This is a genomic window from Rhodococcus yunnanensis NBRC 103083 (assembly GCF_001895005.1).
Lineage (GTDB): Bacteria > Actinomycetota > Actinomycetes > Mycobacteriales > Mycobacteriaceae > Rhodococcoides > Rhodococcoides yunnanense.
In genome coordinates this window covers 90,465-111,620 of record NZ_BCXH01000016.1, presented here as the reverse complement: position 1 = coordinate 111,620, position 21,156 = coordinate 90,465, and the positions used below count along the sequence as shown (strand labels likewise).

Below are 21,156 nucleotides of genomic sequence, written 5' to 3'. Positions count from 1 at the left end.
GTTCTCCCCGATCGTCTCGACGCCCCGCGGCCACGGAGAACCGCTCGAATTCTGTGTACGGCGCCCGACTCTACCTGGTGGAGAGTCTTTCGAGAGGACTTCGTCGCCGACTCCGAACGGCCTCGGTGTCGGTGTGCGACAACCGGAGAGCCAAAACAATCGACTCTCCCGTTTTCAGGCCGATCACGTGGTCGAAGCGCTGTTTCAATAGAGCGAGTGCAGTTGCGTAGTGCGCCGACAGTTCGAGGAATTCAGCGGTTCGATGGGCATAGATGAACACCGGAGACGCTGGATGTACCGCGAGTCCGTGCTCCTCGGCGGTGATCCATACGTTCTGTGTGCCCGAACCGCCGCGGACGAAATCGGCGGGGGAGTGGCCGGACACCACCGTCACCGCCAGGGCGGAGCTGGAGGTGATGCGGTCGTGACTGTCCTCGCCCAATGCCACACCTGCGTCCCAATCACGAAGCAGCGCCATGACATCCGGCCGACGCGAGACCTCGAGCTTGACTCGATCGGTCTCGTCGAGTGCCAGTGCGTACACGTCGATTCCGGTGTCGGGATCTGCTTGTCCCGGCCACCGAAGCTCGGAGATCATCTCCGAGTGCAGCGACTTCGTCAGGTAGCGAATGCGATCCGATTCAGCGATGATCTCGGCGATCCGATCGATATCGGCGCGATCGGTGACCAACGCCAGACGCGTGCCCTCGGCTTCGGCCGCGGCCGACAGCGCTGCCACCGTCGCACTGTCGATGATCTGCGGAGTGCCGAGATGTCGGTTGGTGACCCGCGAGAGAACTCGGTCGTATCTGTCGGCAAGTGCGGCATCGTTGCCCTCGCCCAATCGAATCGACACTTCGACCGTGTCGTCGATCGGCTCGATGCTGGTCTCGCCCAGCACACCGAGGCCCGCCGCGGCGACCCGCGCATTGAACAACGCAGCGCCGATGGCCACATGGCTTCCTCGGTATGCGACATCGAGGCCGGACGTACGGTCGCGGGCGAGAGTCAACCTGACCGAGGAGGAATCGGCAGTGATGTTCCACGGCTGCACGTTGCCTCCCGACGGGGCCCTGTTGGCGGCGTCGGCGATCGCTTCGGCGGGTGTGGACGAGGCAGGTGCAGAACTGTCCTCGCTCTTTTCGGTATCGCTGTCGACTCCGATGTGGACGGCACCGGTGGGGGCGGTGAGCTCGTCGAGATGGCTGTCGATGTGGATTCGGACCCGACCCGACTCCAGTGGCTGGCCGAGTCCGAAGCGGCGCACCGCACCGGCGACCGACGCACCGCCGAGTCCGACCTCGCTGCCGAGTTGCGGCCACGTGGTCGTCGTGCGGTCGACTTCGATCATCGACGCTGCCATCCGTGCCGAGAGGTCCTCGGCGCCGAGAAGGGCGAGAACGTAGGGGACCTTGTCGTGGGTCGACAGGTTCTCCAGCGTGCTCGATTCGATGTCGCCGAGCAGACCGTGGAACAGTGGGCGATCGGGTTCGACGTCGAATCGCTCCACGTCGAGCAACCCTCGATCGCTCGTCTCCATGATGACGGGCACGCGGTGTGCACGCGCATGTTCGCGCAGCAGAATCTTGACATCGAGGGAGTCGCATTCCTCGATCACGAGGTCGAGTCCGCGTACGAAGCTGTCGGCGGTCTCCGACGTCACCCCTCGGTCGTCGATCGTGACCGGCAGGTACGGGTCGAGTTCGGCGATGCGTCGTGCCGCGACGACGGGCTTACCCAGCCCCAGATCCAGGAGTGTCGCCGGAATTCGGTTGAGGTTGGACAGTTCGATCTCGTCGAAATCGGCCAGTCGCAGTTCGCCGCACACGCCGTCGAGTGCGAGGGCGTACGCGATCGCGTGCCCGACGCTGAGCCCGACGATGCCGATCGTCAACTTCGACAGCCGGTCCTGCTCCTCCGCGGTGATCTTGTTTCTGTTCCGGTCGAGGCGGAGGTGACGGAAACCGACCGGCCCGAGCGTGGCGACGACGGTGCGCCGCCACGGATAGTGGATCCATCGCATCGGTTCGTCGAGTAGATCCTGTGTCGGAGGCGGTGTCAGTCTCGCCAAACCGGCTCGCTGTTCGGCGAGACGGTCGAGAAACTCCACCGTCGGATCGGCGCGAAGTCGGTCCAGTTCGGCGCGATCATCGGTATTCGTCTCGTCGAGAACAATCGCTTGCCATTGCTCGGTCATGATGCTGCGGCCTCCGTCGAAATGTTGTTGCGGCCGAGCAATGCGTCGACTGCTTGTGAGATCTGACGATATTTCGCGCTCGTTGTCGTGCTGGCAATCGTGTGTTGATCCCACCAGAGAATCCGCGTCCGATAGCGGTCGTCGGGATAAGGCACGGGTTCGATATCGGCTGCCATCACTGCGCCGGAGTCGAGATAGGGCCCCATCGCGTGATCGGCACTCGTCGCCAGTGTGAATCGGCATCCGAGAGCAGCTGCCGCCAAAGATGCGCCGATCGCACCGAGATAACCCGGTGATCCGCGACGCGGCCCGCGTACCGATGACCACACCGTTTTCATCTCCACGACGCCGTGCGGTAGACGGGCGGCGACCATCGAACGCAGCGATGTTCGGCCCTGCGGTGAACTCACCCATTCCAGGTCGGCATGGGTTTGGTCGGGAAGTGAATACGGGCCCTGAGCTCGCAGGCCGCCACAGATCCGTCCCGAGTCGTCGAGAGCGGCAAAGAAGAGCGACGTCGACGATCCGTCGACGATTCGGTCGTACTCCAGAGCTTTCTCCACTCCGAAATGCGAATAGCTTTCCAGTGCGCCCTCGACGAACTCTCGCCAGAGATCGGGCCGCTCGCTCGGCGTAGTCGCGAGAACTGTGCACTGTAGATCAAGGTCGAAATAGGTCGAATCCGAAGGAATGGGAACGGGGTAACGCTTTCGTTCCCTGGCTCCCCGATCGAGCACGAAGGTCGAATTCATCGTCATCCTTGTGTGACTGCCTTTGATTGAGGCGTGAATTAATGGACATTGCTCATTATCAGGGCTAATTGCCGGAATGTGAGCAACGCGAAGATTTATCTGTGTGCGGCCCCTCCTCGCTACATCGCGGCAGGAGGTAGATACCGGCCGGTAGCAACCGGGGCTTACGTGGTGCACCCGTCGTTGCTGTCCGGCGGCACGTTAGCCTGCAGTGTGCTGCTTTCCGACCGTGATATTCGTGCCGAAGTGTCCACCGGCAACCTCGGCATCGAGCCGTTCGACGACTCGATGGTTCAGCCGTCGAGTGTCGATGTGCGGCTCGACAAACTCTTTCGCGTGTTCAACAACACTCGCTATACCCATATCGACCCGTCGAAACAGCAGGACGAGCTGACCAGCCTCGTCGAGCCGTCCGAAGGCGAGCCGTTCGTGCTGCATCCGGGGGAGTTCGTACTCGGGTCGACCTTGGAGCTGACGTCGCTGCCGGACTACCTCGCGGGCAGGTTGGAGGGCAAGAGTTCGCTCGGTCGGCTCGGTTTGCTGACGCATTCGACGGCGGGATTCATCGATCCTGGATTCAGCGGACACATCACGTTGGAGTTGTCCAACGTCGCAAACTTGCCGATCACGCTGTGGCCGGGGATGAAGATCGGGCAGTTGTGCCTGTTCAGGCTGTCCAGTCCAGCCGAGAATCCCTATGGAAGTGCAGCGGTCGGTTCCAAGTACCAGGGCCAGCGCGGTCCGACGCCGTCGAAGGCGTACCTGAACTTCGTGCAGTCACCGGTCGACTGACCGTCCGATCGGTCTGATTCGACTCCGGTAACCGTCGCCGGGCCGGGTTTCGGTGTAGCCTGACATCTTTACCGCGTGGGTCGGGGCTTACCGGAGTGAGGTTTTTCGATGACCGCCGTATTCGGCGCATCCCTCGGCGTGAGCGGCATCCACGGAATATCGTTCGATCTGTCCACGGCGCCGCCGACGAGTACCGAGTCCTTCGCGCGGCCGCCGATCGACGCGCAGGATCAGTGGAGAGCCGTCACATCGGCGGTCGGGACGCTGGCACACGCGTCGACGACACCGGTTCTCGCGCTTCGTGACAAGAATCCGACCGAGGCGTACGGCGTCGAATACGTCGGCGGGCTCGCGCTGGTCACCGACCTGGGCGCCCAGATCGGCGCACTGCAGGAATCCGGCGACCTGGCCGACGAACAGACCATCGTTCTGTTCGACGTCGGGGCAGGCGGAGTCACCGTATCGATCGTCGATCGTGAATCCGGGCGAGTGCATCTCTCGCGTCGAAGCACGGTTCTGTCCGGCGACGGATGCGACGCCGCACTGACGCGGTTTCTGCTCGAACGTCACCCCTCCTGGTCACCTCGTGCTCCTGAAGAGGACCACAGATTCGTCGAGCAGGTATGTGCCGCAAAAGAGGAACTGTCCGGGGTCACGGCAGTGGCCGTCCGTGCGCCGTTCGGGCCGGAGACGGCGTGGCTGCACCGTAGCGATCTCGACGACCTCGTCCGCGAGAACGTTCGGGACGCGGTCACGCTCGCCGAGTCGATGATCGCCGGCGCCGCGCGAGTCGACGCGTTGTTCGCAGTCGGGGGCGGTGCCAACATGCAGATCGTCCGCCAATCGCTGTTCGACGCGGTGTCGGTGCCGGTGTTCGTACCCGTCGACCCTCAGTTGCTGGCGGCGAAGGGAGCTGCGGGTACGGCGCGCGCGATCTTCGCAGGCCCTGCGCGTGCCCGCGCAGGAGGCGGCCCGAGGCACAGCGATTCCTCGTCGAAGCGTCTGGCTCGTCTGACGCGGTCTCGATACCTCGGGGGCGCTGTTGCCGTGCTCGTCGCAGGCGGAGTCGCCACGTCCATCGCCGCGGCCGCATCCGGCGACGACGCGGCGACGTCGGTGGTGGAAACGCGCCCCGCGACCTCCACCTCGAATCCGTCGCCGGCGATGACCGCAGTGCAGGCGCCGCCGGTGACCGAAGTGCAGGTCCCGCCGGTGAGTGCCGCGTCGAGCAGCGAGACGACGACCCCCGCGCCGATCCCGAGCAGTGCCGATCGGGTGGCGACCATGCCCACCACGACCGCCGTTCCGAAGACGACCACCAAGCGGGTGCCCGATCCGACGACCACGACCGTCGAACGCACCACACAGGAACCCACGACGACGAGGACGCGGGAACCCGCGTCGAGCTCACCTTCCCCGGCCACGTCCTCGTCTGCGACGCGAACCTCCTCGACGTCACCGAAGCCGACGAGTTCTCCGGGCTGATGAGTTCTCCGGGCTGATGAGGTCTCCTGGCCGATGATCGCCTGCCGTTCACCTGATTCCGGCAGACTGGGGGCATGGCTTCGATACAGACCGAACGCGAGGACAAGTTCGACGCGGACTCGGATTTCGTTCTCCCGCCCCTGACGGACCTGATTCCATCGGGAGGTGCCGTCGACGTCGCCGAAGTCCGTTTGATCAGCAGTTACTACGACACCTCCGAACTCGACCTCCTCCGGCGCGGTATCACCGTGCGGCGCAGGCGCGGCGACGCGGACAACGGGTGGCACGCCAAGGTTCCGGCGGACAAGGCGCGCACCGAGATTCGGCTACCGCTCGGGACGGGCGACGACGCGCAGGTGCCGGAGGAGCTGACGACGCTTCTGGCCGGTGCCCGATTGGGGAAGCCGCTGGCGCCGGTGGCGACCTTGACCTCGCTTCGGCGGGTGCACGTGGTGACCGACGCGGACGGCACGGTGCTCGCCGAGGTCGCCGATGATGCGGTGACCGTCGAGGTGGACGGCGCGGTGGGCCGTGGGTGGCGAGAGCTGGAGGTCGAGCTGGGGCCCGCAGGTTCGGAAAAGACGTTGAGCAAGGCGGGCAAGGCGTTGCGAGCCGCCGGTGCCAGAAGGTCGGCGCACCCGTCGAAGCTGCATCGCGCGTTGGCGACCCCGTCCGAGAAGTCCCTGCCCGCGGCGATCGGTGTGCTCGACGAGTATCTGGAGCAGCAGGCCCAGGCAGTCTTCGCCGGGGATGTGTATCTCCGGCGCGGGCTCGACCCGATTCACCCCACCCGCGTCGCGATTCGGCGATATCGGAGCACGCTACGCGTGTTCGCCGACCTGTTCGACGAGGGTGCCGCGGAACATCTGGACAGCGAACTATCGTGGTATGCAGGACTTCTCGGTGAGGTTCGGGACCGTCAGGTGCAGCGTGCACGCTTCGCCGAGTCGGTGCGCGAGCTGCCCGGCGAGCTGGTCCTCGGGCCGGTTGCCGCGCGGATCGAGAACGATCTGCTGGCCGAGCAGATCCGCCACCGCGAACTCGTGACGGCGGAACTGGGCGGTGAACGGTATCGACAGCTGTTGGCGACCGTCACCGAATGGTCGCGGGCACTTCCTCTCGCGCCCGGCAGCGATGGTGTCGACGCCGAAGCGCTCGACAAGCTGGCACGCAAGGCAGGCCGAAAGGTGAGCAAACGTGTCTCGGCCGCCGTCGAGCACGGCGACGACGAGGCGTTGCATCGGGCACGCAAGGCGGCCAAACGCGCCCGGTATGCGGCCGAACTGGTGCAGCCGATCGTCGGCAAGAAGGAAGCGAAGGCGAGGATCGCACGGTACAAGTCGGTGCAGGAGGTGCTCGGTGAGCACCAGGACGCGGTCGTCGCGGCCCAGACGCTGAAGCAACTCGGGAGGGTAGCCGGGGTGACGCCGGGCGAGAACGGCTTCACGTTCGGAATCCTCTACGCCCGCGAGGTTCGAGCAGCGGAGTCGGCTCGCGCCGAAGTGTCCGGGTTGGATATCTGATTGCGTGGTCGGTACCGGGCGAAGGTAATGTGATCGTAAGGAAACCGACCGCCCCGATGCGGTCGACTCGACCGTAGGGGGCGAAGGCAACGTGCGTATTGCTCTCGGCGTGCACGTCGGCACCTACGAGGTCGTTGCTTCGCTCGTCGACATCGAATTTCCCCAGCTCGGTCCCGTCGCATCTCGAACGGTGCAGGTGGCAACCGCGCCAGGCGGCATCGCCGGAGCCGTGTCGTCCGCGCTCGGGTTCATGCGGATACAAGCGGCGCAGAACGACCTGCTCGTCGTCGGCGCCGCGGTCGTGTGCGAGGACTCGTTGCAACGCCTGCTGGTCGCCGACGCGCTCGCCGAGAGCGAACCCGAACCCGTCCTCGTGCTCGATATCTTCGACCCACGCCTCGTCGACGGTTATTCCCCCGACGTCGCCGCTGCGCTGCTGGCCGCAGTGGTCGAGCCTGCAGTGTCGCATCGAGTCGTACGGCCGGAGGAACGGCGCGGTTTCTGGCCTGCGACGACCGCAGCGGCATGTGCACTCGCCGCGCTCGGCGTCGTCACCGCATGGGCGGTGACGACGCAATCGCCCGCCGAACCCACCGGAGTGATACCCGTCGAGGCCGTTCATCCGACACCGGTGTCCCCGGCGGCCGCGGCGCCGACGGTTGTACCGGGTTCCGTTGCAGCGGAACCGGTTCTGCCCGTTCTGGAGCCGACAGCGGAGATCGTGATCGTGCGTCCACCGGTGTATACGCCATTTCCGATGACGGAAGTATCGCCCCCGCCCGGGCAGGGTGTATCGCCCGGACAGGATGTGTCGTCTCCTGTCACCACCTCGGTCGTGCCGCCACACACCACCGCCATCACCACCACGACAGTCGCGACCACCACGTCCGCCTCCGGCGGTGAGTCGACCGAGACCACGACGAGTGATGCGACGTCCCAGCCCGTGCACGCGGAGTAACTGCCCGTGCACGCGGAGTAACAGCCAGACGTCACTCCTCGCACACGGTGGTATTCACGCGCATTTGTGAACCTCGTGTGAATTCTGCGAACAGAGGTGAATTATCGCCAGTTTCCTGTGGCCGAGTTCATGAATATCGGGCTACCATCGGTTCATGATTCGACCGGCGAATGTATTCGGCTCCACAGCCGTCCTGTCGCCGCATGTGTGTTGTACGCGCTGTTCGTAACTCGACACCGTTCTCTCAACGCATTATCGAAGTTGTTGACATGCAGAATGTTTCGCGTACATGACCACTCATGGACAGTAGGTAGGCTCGATGAACGATAATCACGACGGTTTCGACTCCGTGCCGGTTTCTCGAACGAGTATCGATTGGGCGGTCGGCGTACTCATCGCATTGCGCGGTTATACGCCGGAGCAGGCTTTCGAAGAATTGGTTGCGCACAGTTACAATTTCGACGTCAGTCTGTTGCAGTCCGCTCGATCGCTGGTGGCCACTGCGCGTGAGTTGGCGGTCGAGTCGACTCCCGCCGCGGCAGTCAAGGACGAATGGGGCGATCTGTTGGCCGATCGCCGGTCTCTGTCGCGAATCGACAACGTCGCTTGATCGAGAGTTGTCACCTGACCGAAGTTGGCGGACCGAGAGCTGTTGTGTGACTGAAAGCTGTTGTCTCCCAGCGTAAGATTTTTTTCTCCTCATCTCGATGTAGGGTTGCCTAAGTGTCATGTAGGTAGCCTGAGTCGAGGTGAAGGAGGAGGCGTGAAACGGATCGACAGCACAGCTCTGACCGGAGTGTCGGAGACGTCGCTGTGGACGCTTCGCAATCGTGCGGTCGAGGCGACACGTCCCGACTCGGCTTTCGAGGATCCTCTGGCGATCGAGGTGTTCGACAGGATCGAATGCGACTGGGGCAAGTTCGGGAAGCCCTCGCAGTCGCATCCGCTGCGAGCGCTCGCGTTCGATCATGCGGTGTGGCAGTACCTGGCGACGCATCGACACGCGACGGTCGTCGCACTCGGTGAGGGCTTGCAGACCAGTTACTGGCGACTGGGTCGCCGTGATGTGCGGTGGCTGTCGGTGGATCTGGAACCGGTGCTTCGCGTGCGGAAAAGCCTTTTACCGCACGAAGACTCGGTCGTCGAGATTGCGTCGTCGGCGCTCGATCGTGGCTGGATGGACGAGGTCGATCCCCGCGGCGGAGTGGTGATCACCGCCGAGGGCTTGCTGATGTACTTCGATCGGGAGGAGGCATTGGCGTTGATCGCGGACTGCGCGCGACGGTTCCCCGGTGGGCACTTCATCTTCGACTCGATACCGATGTGGTTCCGTAACAGGACCCTCGACGGGCTGAAGATGTCCGACCGATACACCGTCCCGCCGATGCCGTTCGCCTTCTCGTACTCGGAGGCGTCCGCGCTGGTGAATGTGATGCCGGGCATCGGGGCGGTCGACGACATTGTGCTTCCTCCCGGGCGCGGCGCCTGGAAATCGCCGATACTGCGACGAGTGGCACGGATGCCCACTGTGCGAGACCTCCGGCCGAGCATCACTCGGCTCAGGTTTGCGTGAAGCCTCACAAAACAAACTCCAAGACTGGAAAATACTCCCTGGACCTACCCACGGACTGATTTCGAGGCTAGTATCTGCTGGTCGGATTACGTGTGACCTGAAGCCGAGGAAATCATGAGAACGGTGCTTGGTGTGTCGGTCGGAACCGCGACTGCTCGTGCCACGGCGCTCGACGCAGCCGATGACTCCGTCTGTTCGGCCAGTGTTGCTCGCTCGTTCGAACCGGCCGATCACGTCGGGGCAGCGCTGGAACTCCTCGAATCGATGGCGCAGGTCCAGAACGTCGACCGAGCAGACATCGTGCTCGCCGTTCCGGACGACCCCGCCTCACGTACCTCCGCATCCGCGTACTCGACGCACGACGCCGGCCGATTCATGGTGGTCTCGGAGTTGGGCGCGCAATTGCGATTCCTGCGCGGTACCGGCCAGCTCGACGGGATCAGGACGGTGGCCATCTGCGATCTCGGTGCGTCGGGCACCACGGTCTCGGTGGTGGATCCGGCGTCGGGACAGGTGTTCTGCTCGCGTCGGACAGCGATCTTCGGCGGCGCGGTGTGCGACGACGCGGTCCGTCGGTATCTGCTGGGGACCTACGGCGCCGACGAGTTGGTGTCGAGCACCACGCTGGACAGCCTGCAGACGGCGATCCGCTACGGCCGAGAGCAATTGTCGAGTCTGCGCGTCGCGGAGGTGCCCGGCCCGTTCGTCGGAGGGCCGGTGAGGCTGTGGCGAAGTTCGTTCGACGAGATCGTGGACCACGCGGTGCGGGCCGTCGAGGATTGGACTGCCAGTGTCATCGTCGACGCGCCCAGCTCGGTCAATGCACTCGCGATCGTCGGCGGTTGCGCGCACATTCCTTCGCTGCGCAGAGTGTTCCGACGTGATCTGAAGCTACCGGTACTGGTGCCGTCGCTGCCCGAGTCGTTGACGGCGCACGGGGCGGCTCTACTCGCCGCCGACGCTGTGCGTAGTCGTCTCCATCGGCCGCTGGCCGCTGTCGGCCGAATAGCGGCACCGGCGTCGGACTTCGATTTCGTACCCCGGCATCGATCGGCGTGATGGGGGTCGGCGTGACGGGCCGGGAAGGACTTGCTGTGGACGGCAACGAGGGAGCTGCAGGCGGCCTATGAGGTTCCACAAGGCGCTTGTCTCGTGTGTACCAGGGCCGGCGTGCCCGGTAAGTTTTCCTGAATGAGTGAGAATGAGCCAACTACACCCGCGGTCGATCCCGCAGAGCACGTGCGCGCCATGGTGGGCCGCCACTACCGCACGGACGACTACTACGAGGTGGGCCGCGAGAAGGTACGCGAGTACGCGCGCGCGGTTCAGGACTTCAATCCGGTCCACTGGGATTCCGATGCGGCGTCGGAGTCCGGGCACGGCAGCCTGGTTGCGCCGTTGACATTCATCTCCCTCGTCGGAACGCTTGCGCAGCGTCGCCTGCTCGAGAAGATCGCGGTCGGCTTCGACCTCAGTCAGATGCTGCAGACCGATCAGATCCTCGAATTCCATCAGCCGATCCACGCCGGAGACCAACTGCACTGCGACGTCTCGCTCGACTCCTACAAGGAAGTCATGGGCAAGGACATGATGGTCACCAAGAACATCGTGTCCAACCAGCGCAACGAATTGGTCGAGACGACCTATACGACGCTTCTCATAGGCCGCGAAGGGGATGTCGACACCGGCATCATCGACGCAGCCGAGAATCTCGTGATGCACGGAGCCACCACATCGGCTGCCCGTGCCAACGCGTCCGAGCACGAAGACGAACAGGTCGAGCATCCACCGCTGAAGGTCGTCGAGCACGTGCCGGCTCCCGCGGTGAAGTTCGACGAGGTCTCGGTGGGAGATCTTCTGCCGGAGAAGACTTTTCGACTGACGCGCGGTGATCTGGTCAATTACGCCGGAGTCGCCGGTGACGCGAACCCGATTCACTGGAGTGAGCAGTTCGCCAAGTTGATCGACCTCGACGACGTTCTTGCGCACGGAATGCTCACGATGGGTCTTGGCGGTGGATACATCACTTCGTGGATCGGTGATCCCGGCGCGGTGAAGGATTACACGGTCCGGTTCACCGCTCCGATCCCGGTCGGCCCGCACAAGGCCGCCGAATTGCAGTTCAGCGGCAAGATCAAGTCGCTCGACGCCGACGCTCGCACCGCAGTCGTCTCGCTCGGTGCGACCTTCGAGGGCAAGCGCATCTTCGGACACCGTGCGAGCGCGACCGTGCAACTGGGTTGAGCCCGGCGGCGGCACGGGGACGAAACCACTCCGTGCCGCCGGTGTGCTGCACGATAACCGGATCGACCGAGTTGATCGTGAATGCGCAGTCACGTAAAAAAACTTTTAGTTCTTTTGTCACACGAAACAATACCGCCGCAGATGCTATCGGCCGCGGCTACCATCCACTCGGCGAAACTTCCGCCCGAGGGAGAGCTATCGTTATTTTCGTATTCCACTGTCTTGCAACAATAATCGCGTAACACGCCGATTCTGCGTTCGGTGCTCTACCGTGGCACGGGCATGGACGTTTACCGCAGCGGCGCCGGTGCAGGCGTAATGAGGGCGTAACGGGGCTTGCTGGGGTAGCGACATGTTGGCTGAGTTACCGCGTCGTCGAAAACCCCGGCGACGCGAGTTTTCGAAGCCCTTGTCCGGCACGGACAGGTAGGCACCCTTCATGCCCACACAACGGGCATCTCTATGCAACGGAGACCGGTTATGAACAAGGCAACCAAAGGCGCAATTGCTGCCGCCGCCGCAGGCGTACTTCTCTTGGGTGGAGCGGGTTCCTACGCGCTGTGGAGTGACAGTCAGACTGCTCCCGGTGGCACCGTCACCGCGGGTGAGTTGAAACTTGTACCGGTCAATACCGGTACCTGGACCGAGATCTCGACCGTGGGCAGTGTTGCGCCCGGGCCGATCGCGAACATCGCCGCCTTCAAGATGGTGCCCGGCGACATCCTCGAATACGATGCCAGCTACACCATCGCGGCTTCCGGAAACAACCTGACGGCCACCATTTCCGCCGCCCAGGACTCCATCGTTCGTACCGGGATCACGGCTGCGGACACGCCGGTCACCGTTAGTTCGAAGGTCGGAACCGACGATATCGCGAACAACGCCATTACCAGCACCGACAACGGAAAGGTCGTTGCAGTGAAGGTTCGCCTCGAATTCCTCTCCACCACAACCGGTCTCGATGGACAGCTGGGCTCGGTGGGTTTGACCAACTTCAAGATCGATCTGACGCAAACTCGTTCGTGATCTTGGTCGAGTGAATCGGTCTGCCATGAGCACCAAGTGGCTGTGGTGCGCTGTCGCAGGAGCGGCGGTGGCCGCGTTGATCTTCGGATCGGTGCAGTCCACCGGCGCGCTGTGGCGGTCCCAGACCACAGCCCCTGGCGGGACGGTGACTGCGGGCAGCTTCTCGCTCACCGCTCGTAGTGGAAGCGACCCCAAGTCGTCGAGCTACGTGTTCGCGAATCTGCGGTCGACATCTCCGCTCCTACGGAACCAATTCGTCCAGAAGCCGTTGGTACTGGAGAATTCCGGCACGACACCCATGACGGTTCAGGTCTCGGCCATCGGAGTGCAGTTGCAGTCGGGCGCGGCCGTCACAGTGCATCTCGATGGCACGGTCGTCGCCTCGCAAGCGGCATGTCCCGACTCTGGCACCCCGTCGGGAGCCGCAGCGTTCTCGGTGGATGTGACGTCGGGGACCCCGGCCGCGCTGAGCGGCGCAACAACCCGGCTCGAACCCGGTGGAACCCAAATACTGTGCGTGCGATCGACATTGACGACGGCTCCGGCCGTCGTGTCGACCTACACGCACGTCTTCTCCTTTCTTGCGAAGCAGGCGCCGAGAGCATGAGTACACATACCGAACCGGCCGAGACCGACGAGACCACTGGCTTCGGATGGTGGATATCGAGAATCGGGTCATTGCTGGCGTTGATGATCGTCGTTGCGATACTCCTTGCTGCCGTGGTGGTTCCGAAGATCGCAGGTGCGATGCCCTACACGGTGTTGACGTCGTCGATGGAGCCGACGTATCCGCCTGGAACGCTGATCGTCACCAAACCGATCGACGACGCGGACCTCGCCATCGGCCAGGCGGTGACCTACCAGATCGAATCCGGGAAGCCGGATGTGATCACGCACCGGATCATCGCGACATCGATCGAGGCCGACGGCTCCACGGTCTACACCACACAGGGCGACAACAACTCGGTCGCCGACCCGAACTACGTGCAGGCCGGGCAGATCAGAGGTGCTGTGTGGTACAGCATTCCGTACCTCGGGTACGTGAACAACTGGCTCACCGGTGACCGCCGCACCCTCGTGGTGGGGGCTCTCGTGGGCGTGCTGGTGCTCTATGCGCTGTTTCAGTTCGTCGGGGCAGGTATCGAGCGTTCGCGGCGTCGATCGTGAGGCGCGTGCGGAACGTGCTCTGCAGCACCCGATTGCGTGCGTTGCTGTCTCTGGGCATGGTGCTCGGACTCGGCGCCGTGGGCACCCTTGCTGCATGGTCGCAGACGGCGACGGCGACGTCGGGCACCTTCACCACAGGATTGTTCAACGTGAAACTTTCCGGTGTCGAGGCGAACCCGACGCCTTTGGCTTTGGTGTCCGGAACCGCTCTGTATCCAGGGGAGCGTGTTTCGGCGATAGTTCAGGTGCAGAACGCAGGCAACATCCCGCTCTACTACGCGATGTTCGCCAAAGGCAGCGGCGCGTTCTCCACCGGTCTGACCCTGTCGGTGTACACGGGAGCTACATCGACCGGTACGGCGTGCAACGGCGGCACACTGGTTCTGCCCGCTGTGAACCTCACGGCGGCCGACGCAGCGATCGGATCGAGGACAGGACCTCTCGCTCCATCCGGCGCTGTCCCGCTGTGTGTTCTCGTCACGCTGTCCCCCGAAGCGCCGACCACCGTTCAAGGGCAGACGGGTACCGCACTGCTGAGGTTCGACGCCGATGCGTGACGCGAAATTCCTGCGAGAGCTCGCGCTGACGATCGGTGCCGTCCTCGGGACCGTGTGCATTCTGGTGGGGCTCGCCGCCGTCGTCTTCGGGATCACGCCACTGGTGTTCACGTCGGGATCGATGCAGCCGAGCATTCCGACCGGATCGGTCGCGATGTCGCGCACCGTTCCCGCGACCGACGTGGCCGTCGGCGACGTCGTCAGTGTCGAGCGGTCCGACGGCTCGCGCATCACGCACCGAGTCGATTCCATCGGAGAAGTCACCGGCAATTCCGTTGTCCTGAGCCTCAAAGGCGACGCGAACGCCGCGGTCGATCCGGAGCCGTACGTCGTCGTCGACGCCGAGCGCGTGTTCTTCGCCGTGCCGTACGTCGGCTACTTCGTGGCATGGCTGAGCACGCCGGTCGCGTGGATCGTCGGCGGCGCGCTGGCCGCGTGGCTGCTGTGGATCGCATTCGCACCGGATCTACGACGCCTCCGCGAGCCGTCGGGCAGGCATGCGGTGCTCACGTCCGTAGCGGGGGTCGTCATCGTGTCCACGGTGGTCGGCGCCGGATTCTCGCATTCGACGGACACGCAGGCGGCGCCGCTGGACGTCGCGACGGCCCAGGCGTCGATCACGCCGGTCTCGCTGGCGCGCCCTGCGTCGTTCACGTGCGCAAACCCGTTCGGAGGTGTCGATCTCAGCTGGCCGAACGTCGCCAGGGCAACGGCGTACCGGTTGGTGTTCACTCCTCCTGTCGGAGCCAATCCGACGACCATCGACTTTCCGTCGTCGGGGACGGCCACGACTACGTACCGGCTCCCCCCGGGGCTGACGAGCCTCTTCATCTACGGCGACATCAGGGTCACGCTGCAGACCAAGTTCAGCAACTTCCTCTCCGCTCAATTCTTGGTCCAGACCGTCGTCGCCCTGAGCACGGTGCTGTACATCTGCAAGAACGCGGGCACCGTGACTTCTGCCGCCGCACCGGCCGCGCGATCGGCGCAGGCACCGGGCGCAACCTCCACCGACCCTGCGAGCAGTACTGCTGCAACCCCCAGTACTGCTCCAACTCCCAGCGGCGCTGCAACTCCCAGTACTGCAGCAACACCCAGCGGCGCTGCAACATCCGGTACCGAGGCCGTGCCGAGTTCGGCGCCGCCGACGACAGCCGTGCCGAAGTCGGTGCCCACATCTGTGACCACCGAGTCCGTACCACCCGAATCTCCAGCCCCCGAAGCCCTGACCCCTGAAGCCGTGACCCTTGAAGCCGTGACCTCTGAAGCCCCGACCCCCGAAGCCCCGACCCCCGAAGCGCTGCCCGAGCCGGTAGTGCCGACCGTCTCGGCCACCCCGGCGCCCCCGCCCGCGGATGCTTTCGTCTCGCCGGGGAATCCGAAGACCTCGGGGCGGTACACGGCGAGTATCGACGGCGGATCGCTGACCATCACCGACGCCGATGGATCCTCGGTGTACGAGGCCGCAGCGTCTGTCAGCGAGCGCTACGGGTCCGGGGCCGTGTGGTCGTCGGATGGGAATCTGTACGTGCTGTCCGCGGGGTCGGTGATGCAGATCGCCCCGGTGGGTGATGGAACTGCGGTATCGAGCCGGATCGATCGGTCCGAACTGCCGGCGGACGTGGCCGCACTTCTCTGATTCCCGCGTCTGATTCCCGGGCGAATATGTTCGTGATCCGACGGCCGGAACAGAAAGAGCCGCGTCGCCCGTTTTGTGATGGAGTGGTTTGCGATTGCCCCGGTTCGGGAATCCGGGCGATGCGTCGGGGCTTCGGACCCCTGTGCCACGAGAGGTGAGACGAGGATGACACGGCAGGTCGGGGTGTTGATCAGCGCGATTGTGGCGGTGATCGGATCGTTCGTCGGTTCGGGAGCGTGGGTGGGCACGCCGGTCGCGGAGGCTGCGGACGGCGCGTTGAGCGCAACCGCGACCCTGGTGGCCCCGTCGGGCCCGGCTTTTTCGATATGGACCGCGATCTACATCGGGTTCCTGGCGTACGCGATCCTCCAATTCTTCGGGGGACCGAGGCACGATGCACTCCGAGGGCCGATCGCGCTGTCGATGCTCCTGAACGCTGCCTGGATCCTGTCGATCCAACTCGGATTGCTGTGGCTGAGCGTGCCGATCATCGCCGTCCTGCTCGTCGTCCTGGTCAGGATCTTCGTATCGACTCAGGCCACACCACCGGAGAGTCGCCTCGATGCGCTGATCACCGACGGCACGATGGGGCTCTACCTCGGCTGGGTGTGTGTGGCCACGATCGCCAACGCCACCGCATGGCTCGTCGCACTCGGCGTCACCTTCGGTGCGACGGCGTGGGCAGTGGCCGCGACAGCGGGTGCAGCGGTCGTCGGTGTCGGAGTGGCTGCTTACTCGCGAGGCGCCGTTGCGCCCGCGATCGGCATCGTGTGGGGGTTGATGTGGATCGCCCAGGGGCGTCTGGCAGGTGACCTTCTCAGCGCAGCGGTCGGATGGACGGCCGTCGCCGCTGCGCTCGTCGTCGGTGTCTACACGGCAGTGGTCAGGAGCCCTGCACCGCAAAGAACGATGGTTTCCGGCTGAAGTCGCTGCGCAGCAGTCCGTAGTTCTGTTCGGAATCGAGGGTGTCGGTGCCCGCGTCGCGTAACGAGTGCACGAACACCGGACCGATGTACGGCAGCCGTGACGCCTGCGCCAGGTTGCTTCCGATGATCGACGCCTGTGCTTCCTCCGACACCGCCATGGGGCCGTTGCCGGTGGGTGCACCGAATTCGGTGATCCATACCTTCTTGCCGCCGTCGCCGTTGGCCGCCATGGTGCCGTACGCCTGATCGACCTGAGCCCACTGGCCGTTGGGATCGTTCTCGACGGTGAACGGGAATGTGTAGGGATGCAACGCGACTGCATCCATGAACCCGCCCGCGCCCGACGCGTACATCTGCTGCAGGAACGTCACGGGTGCGACGGTCCACCCGCCGGTGTCGATGGTGGTGGCCAGGCCTGCGCTGAGGACGGTCGCGCCGGGATCGGCGGCGTGGATCGCCGGATAGGCCGCGCGCAGCAGGCCGACGTATCGGGACGCGTCGACCGGCGCGAAGAAAGCCGGGATGTTGGGCTCGTTCCACACCTCGTACGAGTCCACGCGCCCACCGAGGTGCGCCGCCGCCGCGCCTGCGAACGTGCCGTAGGTGTTGGGGTCGACGGGAACAGCGCCGGGCAGCAGAGTCGGAATGGGACCCTGCGCCCACAGTGGGGTCCCTGCCAACACTGCGAGCACCGAATAGCCCTGCCCACGTGCGGCGTTCACGACGCGATCGACGTTGCCCCAGTCGAACACACCGGGCGCGACTTCGATGGACGCCCAGTTCACGACCACCCGCACCCACGATGCACCGACCTCACGGCCCGCACCGAGTTCGTTGTTCAGTGTGGCGTCGTCGAGCAGAACGAACGGCGCCCCACTGCTGAAACCGAGTCCCGACGGCGGTGCCGCCTGTGCGGCGGGCGCGGAGAACCCGAGTGCGACGGTGGCTGCGACAGCCATGGTGATCACACGGAGAAGTCTCATGTCGTTGATCCTAAGTTGCCGGGTAGTGGTGCGCTGATCAGTGATTCCACACTCGTGTGCGGGAGTCGATCCTCCCAGCGCGCGAGATTGAGGTCGTGGAGTCGTCGGCCTGCATTCACGGCTGCGTCACGGTCGAGCAGATAGCGGCGGCATTCGGCGACGAACTGCTCGGGGTGGTCGAAGGTGGGGAGTTCGAAGATGGTTCCGAGCGAACCGACGGCGGCCGACGTCCCCACGACGGGAAGGCCTTTGCTTGCTGCGTCGAGGATCTTGACGCGGACACCGCCGCCGGTGGCCACGGGCGCGATCAGTGCACGACAGGTTCCGAGGAACTCCTGTAGGTCGTCGACGAATCCGAGGTCGCGCACACCGGCAGGATACACGGGATCGGTTGTACCGCTTGCCTTGGCGCCGATGATGCATAGTTCCGCGCCCTCGATGCCCGAGGCGATGCGAGGCCAGTACTCGAGGGCGATCTGGAATGCCTCCTGGTTCGGTGGCCAGTCGCGGGTTCCCATGAACACGAGCCTGCGAGCAGTCTCGGTCAGGTTCAACCGCGGGGCGGGTTCGAGAGTGAGATCGATCCACCGAGCATCGTGAACTCCTTTGCTGCGGTACATGTCTGCTTCGTCCGCGTCGTAGGTGCCGATCGCGTCGGCGGCCCGCGCTACACGGATCTCGTCGCGCAGAATGCGGGGCGCTTCGATTCGCCCGGCGAGGCCCCTGGTCACCTTCCATACCTGTGATTCGGTGTTGACGGTGTTGACGACGAACGGAGACCCGAACTTGCGTGAGCGTAGAAAGGGTTCGGCCATGTAACTGTGCTCTGCCACATACACATCCGATTCCGACTGTTCGATGGCCGTGCGGAAGGCATCGACGTCGTAGCGACCGTGCACGATACTTCGGTTGGGGCGCAGGGATTTCAGCAGCAACGAGGTATCGACGCCGGGTTTGGCGACCCGCGTGACGTCGGGGTGCGGCGACGGGGCGGATTCCTTCGACAAGCACAGCGACCGCACCTCGAACGCCTCGCGGGCGAGCTGCATCATCAAGCGCGACAACGCGATATCGCCGCCGTGCTCGGTGGTGGGATCCTTCGACAGAAGGAATGTCGCGCGCCTCATGGCGACACCTCGTCCTCGGCGGGTTGCGTGTAGAGGGCTCGGCGGAACCACACGAGTAGTACCGCGTCGGTCACGACCGAGGCGATCGCGGCCCCTATCGCGCCGAGCGGGAACAGCACCAGAACCGACACCATCTTCAGCGGTGCGAGTGTGGCCGCGGCGAGCACGCGCGTGCGGTCGCGATGCTGAAGGTAGAGGACGGTGGTGAAGACGTGGTTCATCACCCGCATCACGACGAACAACGACATGATCACCATCGCGCCGGCGACCTGGTCCGGTGCCGGAGTGAGGAACAGGACCAGACCTGCGATCAGCAACAGGGAGCCCGCGGCCGAGGCGAGAGCGGCCGTGCTGCGCAGTGCCGGACCGGCGGTGACGCGTCCACCAGCCAGGCGCAGATCCTCGTGGAACGTGTGCCCGAACGACTGGCCGATGAACGCCACCGCCCATGCGGTCACCGAGGCCACCGAGTAGTAACCGGCGACGGTGCTGTCGGTCAGGTATCCGAGCAGCAGTACATCGCCCTGGATGTAGACGGCGTTGGCGAGATTCTCCGAGAACAGCATCGACATCTCACGCAGTGATCCGGGGACACGTGGCCGTGCGGCTCGCGTCTGTACGATCGCCGCGGCCACCACGACGAGGTACGGCGCCGCGTACAGCGCACTGGCCGCGAGCAGCGTCGGATCCTGGGCGACGAACAGGTATGCGGTGGCAAGTGCGATGCTCGACGCCTGCCGCGCGGTGTCCAAGCGCTGGGTGATGTCGGGATGGCCGTCGCGAAGCGCTCTCGACTTGTACGCGTTGAAACTTATTTCGCCGCCCGCGACGACCAGCGCGAACCACGCGATGTAGTTGACGTCGATCAGGCACACACCGAGGAGAATCAGGGCGAGTCCTGCGATGACGCGTGTGGTCCGCTCGCCGGTGTATGCGTCCTCGTCGACGCGGACGGACCGCACGGTGAAAGGATGATCGAGTGGCGCTGCGATGATGGCGGCCAGTGCGAAAGCCATTGCGTAGTGCCCGTAGTCGCCGATCCCGAGCCGGGCGATCAGTGCGACCGTCCACAGCAGACCGATCCCGCGGCCACCGTACGTCCACAGGGCAGCGACGCCGGCCTTGAACAGGTTGGCGTTCACCGTGACCACACCGACAGAAAATCGTCGACGACCAGTTCCGGGGTGTTGGCCGCGCGCAGAGCCTCGACCTCGCGGCGTAGCTTCCCGAGTGCGACGTCGTCGGTCACCAGAGCCGCGACCGCGACGGCGACCTCGTCGATACCGCCGTCCACGACCACTGCGCCGCCGTCGGATTCCGCGAGGGCGCCATATTTCAGGCAGACGACGGGAGTCTGGTACGCGATGGCACGGGTCACCACGGACGACGCGGGGAAGGCGTCGCCGTAGACGGTGCGTTTGCCGTACGGGACGACGAGTGCTCGGATCGAGGCGAAGAACGCGTCCTCGTCGGCGCCGTTGACCTCACCGACGATCTCGACGCCGTCGACCGACGGCAGCTGCTCGGTGCCGCGCCCGGCGACACGGATCGCGATGTCGCGCGGAAGACGGTCGCGGAGCCGCTCGATCTGCTCGAAGCCCTTGCCGCGATAGACCAATCCGAACAACCCGACCGCCGGCGGGCGTTCCTCTGCGGGCACGAGGTCGGGGCGAGTGGGAACGAACAGCGTCGACGCCGTGGCCGTCGCACCGGGGTATGCGTGTGCGAGCGAGTCGGCTCCTGCCCGTGTGAGCGCGAAAAGCGTTCTGTCGCCTGCCACATGTCGTTCGAGCCGTCGCCACAGCGAGCGCAGTGGATAGTGCAGGCCGTGGTTCAGTACCTTCTGCCCGGCGAGGAACCTGGTGCGGGCAGGCCACCAGACCAGACCGGGAGGATCGTGGACGGTCGCCGTCACGAGTGGATTTCCGCGCAGTCTCCAGCTCGCCCAGAACGGCACGACCGACCCGCCGCTGAACTCGAAGTGCACGACGACCGGGCCAGGGCTGTTCTCGACGAGGTGCGCGAGTGCTGTGCGGTGGCGAGCGATGTCGCGCACCGAATCGTGGCCAGGCCCATCGTGGCGGTACTCGACGACCTCCGCGAAGTAGGGCCTCACCGCAGCCGCGAAGTCGTCTGCGTAGTCACCGACGCCGCCGACGCCGGAGTGCGGCGCGACGTGGACGAGTCTGTGGTCGCTCAGGATCACC

At 64.7% G+C, this 21,156-nt stretch carries 20 protein-coding genes; 14 read left to right on the top strand and 6 right to left on the bottom strand.

The annotated features are described in order from the left end of the window. Positions 1–70 precede the first annotated feature (70 nt). The gene (locus RY1_RS22375; protein ID WP_072806246.1) at positions 71–2,197 is read right to left on the bottom strand and encodes an Rv1355c family protein; all 2,127 of its coding nucleotides are present in this window, start codon (positions 2,195–2,197) and stop codon (positions 71–73) included. Beyond that, on the bottom strand, positions 2,194–2,949 hold the full coding sequence (locus RY1_RS22370; RefSeq protein ID WP_139279952.1) for a hypothetical protein: 756 nt from the start codon (positions 2,947–2,949) through the stop codon (positions 2,194–2,196). The genes RY1_RS22375 and RY1_RS22370 overlap by 4 nt, the downstream gene beginning before the upstream one ends. A 213-nt stretch (positions 2,950–3,162) precedes the next feature. On the opposite strand from RY1_RS22370, the gene dcd reads away from it, so the two are divergent. From dcd to RY1_RS22300, 14 genes are all read left to right on the top strand, one after another. After that, the gene (gene dcd, locus RY1_RS22365; RefSeq protein WP_072806244.1) at positions 3,163–3,741 is read left to right on the top strand and encodes a dCTP deaminase; all 579 of its coding nucleotides are present in this window, start codon (positions 3,163–3,165) and stop codon (positions 3,739–3,741) included. 108 nt (positions 3,742–3,849) lie between these two features. After that, positions 3,850–5,226 (top strand): Hsp70 family protein, encoded by a 1,377-nt coding sequence (locus tag RY1_RS22360; RefSeq protein WP_072806243.1) that lies wholly within the window; start codon positions 3,850–3,852, stop codon positions 5,224–5,226. Between the two features lie 74 nt (positions 5,227–5,300). Next, a complete protein-coding gene (locus RY1_RS22355; RefSeq protein WP_072806242.1) occupies positions 5,301–6,749 on the top strand; it encodes a CYTH and CHAD domain-containing protein in 1,449 nt (482 codons plus the stop codon). 91 nt (positions 6,750–6,840) lie between these two features. Beyond that, positions 6,841–7,707, top strand: coding sequence for a hypothetical protein (locus tag RY1_RS22350; protein WP_072806241.1), 867 nt, complete (start codon positions 6,841–6,843; stop codon positions 7,705–7,707). A gap of 319 nt (positions 7,708–8,026) precedes the next feature. Then, positions 8,027–8,317, top strand: a complete 291-nt coding sequence (locus tag RY1_RS22345) for an ANTAR domain-containing protein (RefSeq protein ID WP_072806240.1) — start codon at positions 8,027–8,029, stop codon at positions 8,315–8,317. Positions 8,318–8,470: 153 nt separating this feature from the next. After that, a complete protein-coding gene (locus RY1_RS22340; protein ID WP_245819867.1) occupies positions 8,471–9,280 on the top strand; it encodes a class I SAM-dependent methyltransferase in 810 nt (269 codons plus the stop codon). Between the two features lie 114 nt (positions 9,281–9,394). Next, positions 9,395–10,339: an Hsp70 family protein gene (locus tag RY1_RS22335; RefSeq protein ID WP_072806239.1), complete on the top strand. Its 945-nt coding sequence runs from the start codon at positions 9,395–9,397 to the stop codon at positions 10,337–10,339. A 132-nt stretch (positions 10,340–10,471) separates the two neighbouring features. Beyond that, complete coding sequence (locus tag RY1_RS22330) at positions 10,472–11,524, top strand: fused (3R)-hydroxyacyl-ACP dehydratase subunits HadA/HadB (RefSeq protein WP_072806238.1); 1,053 nt, start codon at positions 10,472–10,474, stop codon at positions 11,522–11,524. Positions 11,525–12,004: 480 nt separating this feature from the next. Beyond that, the gene (locus RY1_RS22325) at positions 12,005–12,550 is read left to right on the top strand and encodes an alternate-type signal peptide domain-containing protein (protein ID WP_072806237.1); all 546 of its coding nucleotides are present in this window, start codon (positions 12,005–12,007) and stop codon (positions 12,548–12,550) included. A 25-nt stretch (positions 12,551–12,575) separates the two neighbouring features. Beyond that, positions 12,576–13,157, top strand: coding sequence for a hypothetical protein (locus tag RY1_RS22320; RefSeq protein ID WP_139279950.1), 582 nt, complete (start codon positions 12,576–12,578; stop codon positions 13,155–13,157). Beyond that, positions 13,154–13,717: a signal peptidase I gene (locus tag RY1_RS22315; protein ID WP_072806235.1), complete on the top strand. Its 564-nt coding sequence runs from the start codon at positions 13,154–13,156 to the stop codon at positions 13,715–13,717. The genes RY1_RS22320 and RY1_RS22315 overlap by 4 nt, the downstream gene beginning before the upstream one ends. A gap of 5 nt (positions 13,718–13,722) precedes the next feature. Continuing rightward, a complete protein-coding gene (locus RY1_RS22310) occupies positions 13,723–14,274 on the top strand; it encodes a SipW-dependent-type signal peptide-containing protein (protein WP_084727728.1) in 552 nt (183 codons plus the stop codon). Continuing rightward, positions 14,267–15,913, top strand: a complete 1,647-nt coding sequence (locus RY1_RS22305) for a signal peptidase I (RefSeq protein WP_072806233.1) — start codon at positions 14,267–14,269, stop codon at positions 15,911–15,913. Before RY1_RS22310 ends, RY1_RS22305 begins: the two co-directional genes overlap by 8 nt. Before the next feature lie 165 nt (positions 15,914–16,078). Next, positions 16,079–16,837 carry a TspO/MBR family protein gene (locus tag RY1_RS22300; RefSeq protein WP_072806232.1) on the top strand — a complete coding sequence of 253 codons (759 nt, stop codon included), beginning with the start codon at positions 16,079–16,081 and terminating at the stop codon, positions 16,835–16,837. Here the strand turns inward: RY1_RS22300 and RY1_RS22295 are convergent. Genes RY1_RS22295 through RY1_RS22280 form a run of 4 tightly spaced genes read right to left on the bottom strand, consistent with a single transcriptional unit; the run spans position 16,797 to position 21,155 of the window. Further along, entirely contained in the window at positions 16,797–17,822 is a 1,026-nt protein-coding gene (locus RY1_RS22295) for an alpha-amylase family protein (protein ID WP_072806231.1), read from the bottom strand. The two genes, RY1_RS22300 and RY1_RS22295, sit on opposite strands and share 41 nt — an antisense overlap. After that, positions 17,819–18,949: a glycosyltransferase gene (locus RY1_RS22290; RefSeq protein ID WP_072806230.1), complete on the bottom strand. Its 1,131-nt coding sequence runs from the start codon at positions 18,947–18,949 to the stop codon at positions 17,819–17,821. The genes RY1_RS22295 and RY1_RS22290 overlap by 4 nt, the downstream gene beginning before the upstream one ends. Then, positions 18,946–20,100 carry a lipopolysaccharide biosynthesis protein gene (locus tag RY1_RS22285; RefSeq protein ID WP_245819866.1) on the bottom strand — a complete coding sequence of 385 codons (1,155 nt, stop codon included), beginning with the start codon at positions 20,098–20,100 and terminating at the stop codon, positions 18,946–18,948. Before RY1_RS22285 ends, RY1_RS22290 begins: the two co-directional genes overlap by 4 nt. Next, positions 20,088–21,155, bottom strand: coding sequence for a glycosyltransferase (locus RY1_RS22280; RefSeq protein ID WP_245819865.1), 1,068 nt, complete (start codon positions 21,153–21,155; stop codon positions 20,088–20,090). The genes RY1_RS22285 and RY1_RS22280 overlap by 13 nt, the downstream gene beginning before the upstream one ends. Between the last annotated feature and the right edge of the window lies 1 nt (position 21,156).